This window comes from Flavobacterium sp. (genome assembly GCF_043778725.1).
Lineage (GTDB): Bacteria > Bacteroidota > Bacteroidia > Flavobacteriales > Flavobacteriaceae > Flavobacterium.
Window position 1 is genome coordinate 1 of record NZ_JAYWFT010000148.1, and the last position, 8,535, is coordinate 8,535.

11 protein-coding genes are annotated in these 8,535 nt (G+C 29.7%); 3 read left to right on the forward strand and 8 right to left on the reverse strand.

Annotated elements, in window-relative coordinates:
• On the forward strand, positions 1-592 hold a 592-nt coding region (locus tag ACH2CG_RS13785; RefSeq protein WP_395066176.1), incomplete at its 5' end, for a TolC family protein.
• 53 nt (positions 593-645) lie between these two features.
• Complete coding sequence (locus tag ACH2CG_RS13790; RefSeq protein WP_395066178.1) at positions 646-1,839, forward strand: LETM1-related biofilm-associated protein; 1,194 nt, start codon at positions 646-648, stop codon at positions 1,837-1,839.
• Here ACH2CG_RS13790 and can read toward each other — a convergent pair.
• From can to ACH2CG_RS13815, 5 genes are all read right to left on the reverse strand, one after another.
• Positions 1,836-2,471, reverse strand: a complete 636-nt coding sequence (gene can, locus ACH2CG_RS13795; protein WP_395066180.1) for a carbonate dehydratase — start codon at positions 2,469-2,471, stop codon at positions 1,836-1,838. The genes ACH2CG_RS13790 and can overlap by 4 nt on opposite strands.
• Positions 2,472-2,594: 123 nt before the next feature.
• Positions 2,595-3,278 carry a carbonic anhydrase family protein gene (locus ACH2CG_RS13800; protein WP_395066182.1) on the reverse strand — a complete coding sequence of 228 codons (684 nt, stop codon included), beginning with the start codon at positions 3,276-3,278 and terminating at the stop codon, positions 2,595-2,597.
• A gap of 5 nt (positions 3,279-3,283) precedes the next feature.
• Positions 3,284-4,942 carry a SulP family inorganic anion transporter gene (locus tag ACH2CG_RS13805; protein WP_395066184.1) on the reverse strand — a complete coding sequence of 553 codons (1,659 nt, stop codon included), beginning with the start codon at positions 4,940-4,942 and terminating at the stop codon, positions 3,284-3,286.
• Between the two features lie 57 nt (positions 4,943-4,999).
• Positions 5,000-5,263, reverse strand: a complete 264-nt coding sequence (locus ACH2CG_RS13810) for a hypothetical protein (RefSeq protein ID WP_395066186.1) — start codon at positions 5,261-5,263, stop codon at positions 5,000-5,002.
• An 88-nt stretch (positions 5,264-5,351) separates the two neighbouring features.
• Positions 5,352-5,831, reverse strand: a complete 480-nt coding sequence (locus ACH2CG_RS13815) for a Dps family protein (RefSeq protein ID WP_395066188.1) — start codon at positions 5,829-5,831, stop codon at positions 5,352-5,354.
• A 95-nt stretch (positions 5,832-5,926) separates the two neighbouring features.
• On the opposite strand from ACH2CG_RS13815, the gene ACH2CG_RS13820 reads away from it, so the two are divergent.
• Positions 5,927-6,868: a LysR substrate-binding domain-containing protein gene (locus ACH2CG_RS13820; RefSeq protein ID WP_395066190.1), complete on the forward strand. Its 942-nt coding sequence runs from the start codon at positions 5,927-5,929 to the stop codon at positions 6,866-6,868.
• 14 nt (positions 6,869-6,882) lie between these two features.
• Here ACH2CG_RS13820 and ACH2CG_RS13825 read toward each other — a convergent pair whose 3' ends face one another.
• From ACH2CG_RS13825 to mnmD, 3 genes are all read right to left on the reverse strand, one after another.
• A complete protein-coding gene (locus ACH2CG_RS13825) occupies positions 6,883-7,104 on the reverse strand; it encodes a hypothetical protein (RefSeq protein ID WP_395066192.1) in 222 nt (73 codons plus the stop codon).
• A 226-nt stretch (positions 7,105-7,330) separates the two neighbouring features.
• Entirely contained in the window at positions 7,331-7,525 is a 195-nt protein-coding gene (locus ACH2CG_RS13830; RefSeq protein WP_395066194.1) for a hypothetical protein, read from the reverse strand.
• A 114-nt stretch (positions 7,526-7,639) separates the two neighbouring features.
• Complete coding sequence (mnmD, locus tag ACH2CG_RS13835) at positions 7,640-8,329, reverse strand: tRNA (5-methylaminomethyl-2-thiouridine)(34)-methyltransferase MnmD (protein WP_395066196.1); 690 nt, start codon at positions 8,327-8,329, stop codon at positions 7,640-7,642.
• Between the last annotated feature and the right edge of the window lie 206 nt (positions 8,330-8,535).

Genomic DNA, 8,535 nt, shown 5'->3' on the forward strand with positions numbered 1-8,535 from the left:
AATAACCATTCAAGAAACTTTAAAAACTAATGAATTATTACAAGAAAATCCGTCTATAGATAATCATCCAAAAATCAATTCATTACAAAGTAAAATTGCTATTTTAAATGTAGAACGAAAACTAAAAGCCAATTCATTATTGCCCAAAGTAGATGTAGCTTATTATTATTTATCCGAACCAAATTATTTAAACACAACCAATTTTAATAATTATAAAATTGGAATGAATGTTTATTTTCCACTATTTTTAAGAAAAGAACGCGGAAGTTTGAAATTGGCAGAATTTAAAATTCAAGATTCACAATTTGATTTAAATCTTGAGCGGTTACAGTTAAATAACAAAATCAATGCACAACAAAATGAAATAAAATCATTAGAACGACAACGCAAATTGATTCAAAAACTAGTCGAAGATTATAATACAATGTTATCCTCAGAAGAGCGATTGTTTTCATTTGGCGAAAGTTCTATGTTTTTAATAAACTCACGAGAAAATAATTTGGTAAGTTCGCAACTCTCTAAAATAGCATTAGAAAATCGTTATCTAACCTCTAATGCCGAACTATTTCGAATTATGGCAAATCCTGATTAAAAAAATCAATAAATAGAATCAATTTACATAGCTTTGTATCACAAAATGAAGCTATGATAAACCCATCGGCAAACGGCTGGATTGATAAATATTTTGTCGAACAAAAAAACGTGTTTGATTATACCGACATTGACAGTTTGTCGTTTTATAAAAGCATTAGAAAAACCGGTTTTATTTATGGACACATAATTGCCATAAATTCTAATTATGAAATAGATATTTCGCAATGGAAATCAGAAGAATTATCTAAAGTTGCCTTACTAAACACTTTGTTTGAAACCTACTGCTTTACCACAAAACAAACTGATAGCGAAGAATTTATAAAAAAAACTGTAGCATTTTATAAAGAAATGACTCCTAAAGGTTTTGGGTTTTTAAACAAAATAATTCCTTCATCACAGAGTTCAAAATTGGAAAATCTAATTGATGAACGTGTTCAAACCAACAAAGATATTATTAGCAAAAATTTCTCTCATATTGTTACCAATGCCTTGCTATTTGTTGATGTATTGGCTTTTCGTCATTACTTACTTGAAGATGCAATTCCAGACAAATATTTGAAACGGATAGAAGAAACAATAATGAGTTTGGTTTCGTTGGCATTGAATGTAAAAACACAAAAATCACAAAATGATGCTTTGTTAATTAAACTGTTTGAAGCTTCTGTTCGCTATACAAAATTTTCTAAAATTGATATTCAAACATTAGAACAATTGCCGTTAGAGTATTTCAAAGACGATTTAGAAAAATTCTATTTAATTGATTTAACAGGACTTACACTTTGGAACGATGGAAAAGTAGAAAACGACGAAATTTATTTTTTACACAAACTTGCAGAAAATTGTTCAATATCGGATGAATTTGTAATAGAAAGTAGCACTACAACCAATGATTTTATAGCTACACACAAAAAAGAAATTCAATATTTTAATTACTCCAATCCGGTAAAGCATTTTTATGATCAGACGACTAATGGTGTTCAGGTTTTAATAAAAAGAAATCAAAAACGACTGACCAAAGAAATTTCTGAAAGTAAAGAATTGATGCAACTTTTGGCAAAATCTACACAGAGAGATTTGAGTAGTGATGAAAAAAAGAAAGTAAAAAAACAGCTGCTCGACATTTGCAAAAGCATTCCATCGTTAACTATCTTTTTACTTCCTGGTGGCGGATTGTTATTACCTATTTTGATAAAATTTATACCGCAATTATTACCTTCAGCTTTTAATGAAAATCTAGAAGATTAAAATTTTAACTGATATACTTCGTCTAAATCTTCGTTGCTGCTCATATTTACTTCTAAATCGGTTACATAACCAGAATTTAATCCGTAAGCCCAACCGTGTAAGGTTAAATCTTGACCATTTCGCCATGCACCTTGAACAATTGACGTTTTAGCCAAGTCAAATACTTGCTCTTTCACGTTCAATTCTACAAATTTATTAAACCTATCTTCTTCATTTTCAATAGAATCTAAATATACATTGTGCAATCGATAAACATCCTTAATGTGACGAATCCAGTTGTCTATAATGCCTATAGAATCATTACCCATTGCAGCTTTTACACCACCACAACCATAATGTCCGCATACAATTACATGCTTAACTTTTAAAACATTAACGGCATAATCTAGTACACTTAACATATTCATATCAGAATGAACTACCATATTAGCAATGTTTCTGTGTACAAAAACTTCACCTGGCTTTGCACCAATAATTTCATTTGCAGGAACACGACTGTCGGAACAACCTATCCACAACAATGGTGGTGTTTGACCTTTAGATAAATCTTTAAAATACTCAGGATCAATAGCCAATTGATTGTCAACCCATTGTTTATTATTATCCAATATTTTTTTATAGAAATCACTCATGAGATTATATTATTTTTTTAAATGTACTTTTAATTTATTAAGTATTTCAATAAATATCAAATGTACTATTAAAAAGCCATTAATCAAACAGTTATTGCTTAGAGATTAATGGCTTAAATTTAGTTAATGTTTTAATTCGGTAACCGAAAAATTTGGATTTTCATCGTCTTTTATATAAGACACATCATCATAAAAAGTAACATCACCAGTTTCAATATTATGCATTGCTCCTACTACTCCAATTTCGCCATTTTCAATCATTTGCTCTAAAATAAAACTGCGCTCAATGATATTTTTCACACTTCGTTTTACATTAATTTGAGACACATTTTCTACAAATTCACCATTTTTAGAAGTTCTGTCAGTAGTTATGGTCTTTTCTTCATAAACTGCTGGTTGAATTTTAGACAACAATTCGGTTAAATTACCCATTTCTACGTGATCGCAAGCTCCTTTTATTGCACCACATTTACTGTGACCTAAAACTACAATTAACTTAGAACCAGCAATTTTACAGGCAAATTCCATACTGCCCAGAATATCTGAATTGACAATATTACCAGCAATTCTCACAGAAAAAATATCGCCCAAGCCTTGATCAAAAATTAGTTCGGCAGATGTTCTACTGTCTATACAGCTTAAAATTATTGCAAACGGCCATTGTCCGTCTCTGGTGTCGTTAACTTGCTCCAACAAATCACGATGTGCTTGAAGGTTTTTAATAAATCTTTGATTTCCTCCTTTTAAAATTTCTAATGCTTTTCTTGGAGTTATTGATGATTGTAATTCTTTATTTAATGTTTTCATGTTTTTTATTCTTTAAAATCAGTATTTTTAATTTCTACTTGTACAGTTTGTCTTTTCATAGCATCGTATTTATGCTCGTAAGTTACTGTGTTTTTAAATCCGTCACTATTTTCTAGATTGTAAGCTTTTTTAAATCCTATTAATTTTACTTTTATATTTTCTTCTTTAGCTCTAAACTTTTTAAAATCTTTAATTAAATCTAAAACATCGTGAGCAATATAAACGGTATCGGAAGCATTAATTACTACTTTAGAATTTTCTGGAATAGAAATTAATGTAGTTTTTATTGCCGATTTATTTAAAAAAGACACTTCTTGAGCCAAATCTATATGAATAATATCGCCATCATGATATTGTTCTTTAGTAAAACGATACGCCCGTTTAGCATTTCCTACCAATATAAAAATAACATTAATAACCATTCCCAAAGCTACACCTTTTAGCAAATCTGTAAAAACAACAGCTACAAAAGTTGCTATAAATGGTATAAATTGATAAATTTTATCTTTCTGCCAAAAGTGTTTAACCGTTTTAGGACTAGCCAATTTGTATCCTATTAATAATAAAATTGCTGCTAAAGTTGCGTAAGGAATTTTATTTAAAAAAGCTGGAATTGCCAATACACTTATCAATAGTAATGATCCATGAATGATGGTCGACATTTTAGATTTTGCTCCAGCATTATTATTAGCAGAAGTTCTTACAACAACAGATGTCATTGGTAAACCACCAAGCAAAGCACTAACAATATTACCAATACCTTGGGCTTTCAATTCAACATTAGTGTCAGAATATCGTTTTTGGGCGTCCATTTTATCGGCTGCTTCCATGCACAAAAGTGTTTCAATAGACGCAACTACGGCAATTGTACCAGCAACAAACCAAACTTTGGTATTGGTTATAGCCGAAAAATCGGGAGTAATAATTATGTTTTTAAGTTCGTTAAAAGTGGTTGGTATTGGTAAATTTACTAAATGCTCTTTAGAAATTGCCAAACTGCTTCCGGTACTTGTAAAATATTCATTCAATAAAACACCCACAATTACAGCGATTAATGCTGCTGGAACTAATTTTAGCTTTTGCAAAAATGAAAATTTTACCCAACCAATTAAAATCAGTAAAGAAACCAAGGTAATAATAATTGAACCTAGTTGTACGTGATTAAAAACAGATAATAATTCGGAAAAAGTATTTTGTCCGTCTATCTGAGAAAATGCTTCGTCACCTTCAAAATCTGAATCATAACCTACTGCATGCGGAATTTGTTTTAGAATAATAATTACTCCTATTCCGGCAAGCATTCCTTCAATTACATTACTAGGAAAATAATTAGAAATGGTTCCTGCTTTTATAAATCCGAGTGCCAATTGAAAAATTCCAGCTAGAAGAACGGCTAATAAAAAAGTATTGAAAGATCCCAAATCGGTTATTGCGGTTAGAACAATTGCAGTTAATCCTGCTGCTGGTCCAGAAACACTTAAATGCGATTGACTAAGAAAGCCAACAATAATACCACCTATAACTCCCGAAATAATACCTGAAAAAAGTGGTGCGCCCGAAGCCAATGCAATTCCTAAACACAAAGGAAGTGCCACCAAAAAAACCACTAAACCCGATGCAAAATCAGATTTAAGGTTCGCAAAAAGATTGATTTTTTTTGTCATACCTTGATTAAATTAATACATAAAATTATTCCACTTTTGTGAAAATTTTGGTTTGTATTAAACTAATTCTGGTGGTTGAGAAAATATTTCGTCAGCTACGTTATCATGCTTTGATACGCTTTTGGAAACAATTTTAGAAGTTTTAATTTGTGATAAATCAAGAAAAACAAATTCATAGGTGTGACTTAAATCTGCTTTTATTTCTTTCAAATCTTTGTGAATCTCCTCTTCAGAAAAACTGTAAAATATGGAAACATCGGTGCTCTTTTCTATTAACGTAACAATTGTTGGCGTTAAAAGAAAAGTAATAAATAGTACCAAAACTAATTTTACACAAAAATTCATAATACAAAAATAGCTATTCAATTTAGTAAAGAATAGCTATTATATAATTTTTAACAAAGATTTTTTAAATTGCCTGCTCTAACCAAGCACTCATCATCCAGATAGTTTTCTCTTGTTCAGAAATAAAGTCACTCATCATAGAATTAGTACCTTCATCATTTATTTCGGCAGCTTGCGATAAAATAACACGTTCTATTTTTAATAAATGAGACAATGAGTTAAGAATCAAGTTAATTGCTTCTTCATCATTGTGAATATTTTTTCCTACTGGCAATTTACTATTATTGGTATAATCATCAAAAGTATGCAAAGGAGTTCCGCCTAGGGTTAAAACCCTTTCTGCAATTAAATCTATTTTTAATTGGCTATCGTTGTATAATTCTTCAAATTTTATGTGTAAATCAAAGAAACGCTTTCCGCGAATATTCCAATGCAAACCTCTTAAATTCTGATAATATACTTGAAAATTTGCTAACAAGATATTTAATTCGGCAACCAAAACTTCTGTTTCTTTAACTGGTAATCCTAATCTATTTACTTTCATGATAATTTATATTTAAACAAAATTACAAATTATTGTAGTTTGATATTATAAATTAAATTGATAGTTTTTATATTTGCATCAAATTTTACTATATAATGACAATTACACAACTTAAATACGTTTTGGCTGTTGCCGAACACAAAAATTTTACTTTGGCGGCCGAAAAATGTTTTGTTACTCAGCCAACATTAAGCATGCAAATTCAAAAAGTAGAAGAAGAACTTGGAATTCAAATATTTGACAGAACTAAAAAACCAATTCAATTAACAGAAATTGGTCACAAAATAGTGAATCAATCTAAAAATATTGTAAATGAAGCCGATAGAATTCAAGATATTGTAGATCAACAAAAAGGATTTATTGGAGGCGAATTTAGATTGGGAATTATTCCAACAATTATGCCTACACTCTTGCCGATGTTCTTGAGTAATTTTATAAAAAAATACCCAAAAGTTAAACTTATTATTGAAGAATTAAATACCGACGATATAATTTTTAAATTAAACAACGGTCATCTTGATGCTGCTATTGCTGCAACACCATTAAACGAAGAAAAAATTAAAGAAGTGGTACTTTACTTTGAACCATTTGTGGCTTACATTCCAGAAAGTCATGGAAGTTTCAATAAAAAAGAAATTGAAATTTCCGATTTGAATTTAGATGAAATTCTACTTCTTCAAGACGGACATTGTTTTAGAGACAGTATTTTAAATTTATGCAAAAACAATAAAAATTCTGATAGTAATCATTTTCAAATAGAGAGTGGTAGCTTTGAAACGCTTATAAAACTAGCCGATGAAGGATTAGGAACAACATTACTACCTTATTTACATACTTTAGATTTGAAAGAAAAAGACCAACTAAAACTAAGACAATTTGCAGAGCCAAAACCTGCTAGAGAAGTAAGTTTAATATATCCAAAAAATGAATTGAAAATTCATATTATTGATGCCTTGCGTGCAACTATTGCTGGCGTTGTAAAAGGTGCAATAGTATTTCAAAATGTTCAAATAATAAGTCCAAAACCTTCTAAATAATAAAAGGATTCGCTTTACGCGAATCCTTTTTTAATTTTTTCATTTTTAATTTCGGTTAAACATTGCTGTAAATCTGGTTTATTGATTGTGAAATAGGACAGCCAATTTTGCAATTGATCAATCTCATAAGGCAATAAACTGTTAACCGCTTTTTTTAACTTTCTTTTAAAAAGATTAGGGTCAATACTTACACTTTCCAATTCTGATTTAGTGTAATCATAAATCATTCTAGGCATAGGTTTTAAGTTTAGGTTAAATCGTATCGTTGATTTTTGGGCAAAAACGTTAAGTAAATGTACATTGTTAAAACATAGTTAACAAATAAAAAATGTTATTTTAATCGTTTAAAAGCAAAAATATACGATATTTTACATAAATTAACATTTTATATAACTTTTTACTTACAAAAAAATAAAAGTATTTCATAAAAAAAAGGAACCGTTTAAGTTCCTTTTAGTTTTATTAGTTGCCAATGAGTAAGCATTGCCTTAATTCGGGCTTCTCCAATGTGAAATTAAACAGCCATTCTGTTAATTGTTCAATTTCATAAGGTAAAAGTGTTTTAAAGGCCTTTTCTAATTCTTTGCAAAAAAGACTTGTATCAAAACTAACTCTTTCAAGCACTGACTTAGTGTAGTCATAAATCAATCTAGACATAAAAATTACTAATTTGGTTAGACTTTTAGGTAGAACATGAGGTAAAAACGCAAATTTTCAACCTTTATTTTACCAAAAGTATGAAAATTATTAACAGCTAATTTAAATTTAACTTTAATTTTTGATTGCGCGTAGCATTTCTCTTTTTCCCGGTGCTCCTGGAAGTTTTTCTACTGTAAAACCACAATCTAACATAGCTTTTTTAATTGAAGAACGACAAGCATATGTAACTAAGACACCACCAGATTTCATTGATCGAAACATTGTTTGAAAAATTTCTAAAGACCACAATTCAGGTTGTACTCTAAATCCGAAAGCATCGAAATAAATTAAATCGAAAACATTCTCATCATCAATATCTTGAAAAAATTGTTTTCTTTTGGTTAGCGAAAAAGTAGGTGATAGTGTCTGCTTTTCTTCCCAAGCAATTTCATGCATTTTATTGAAAATCAAACTTTCATCTGAAGCATCCAATTGAGATACATAATTCATTTGCAAGGCTTCATCAACAGCAACAGGATATGCTTCTACGCCAACATAATTAATATTTTGATTGATTTTTTGTGCTTCTAAATAAGTTATAAAAGCATTCAAACCCGTTCCAAAACCTATTTCTAAAATAGAAATAGATTGTCCTTCACTCGAGCTTTTCCCATCAGGCGAAGCAAATAAAGTAAATCCACTTTTTATGAATACATGATAGGCTTCTTGAATGGCACCGTGTTTAGAATGATAACTTTCATCCCAATCTGGAAGATGAATAGTTGTTGAACCGTCTTGTGTTGTTAGAATTTCTCTTTTCAAAATTTACTCTTCAATATATAATTTTTTAATCTTCGAAATTGGTCCACCGCATTTACTTTCGTGACATTTTATACAAGCATCAACGCCATAGTTAAAATGTTTAACAACCGGCGGATTCAAGTATCTAACGCAACATCGTTAGTTATTTAGTTAGTATCAAAAATAGCATTTTTCGTTTAAAATCTGCTTAATTTTAGAATAACTTT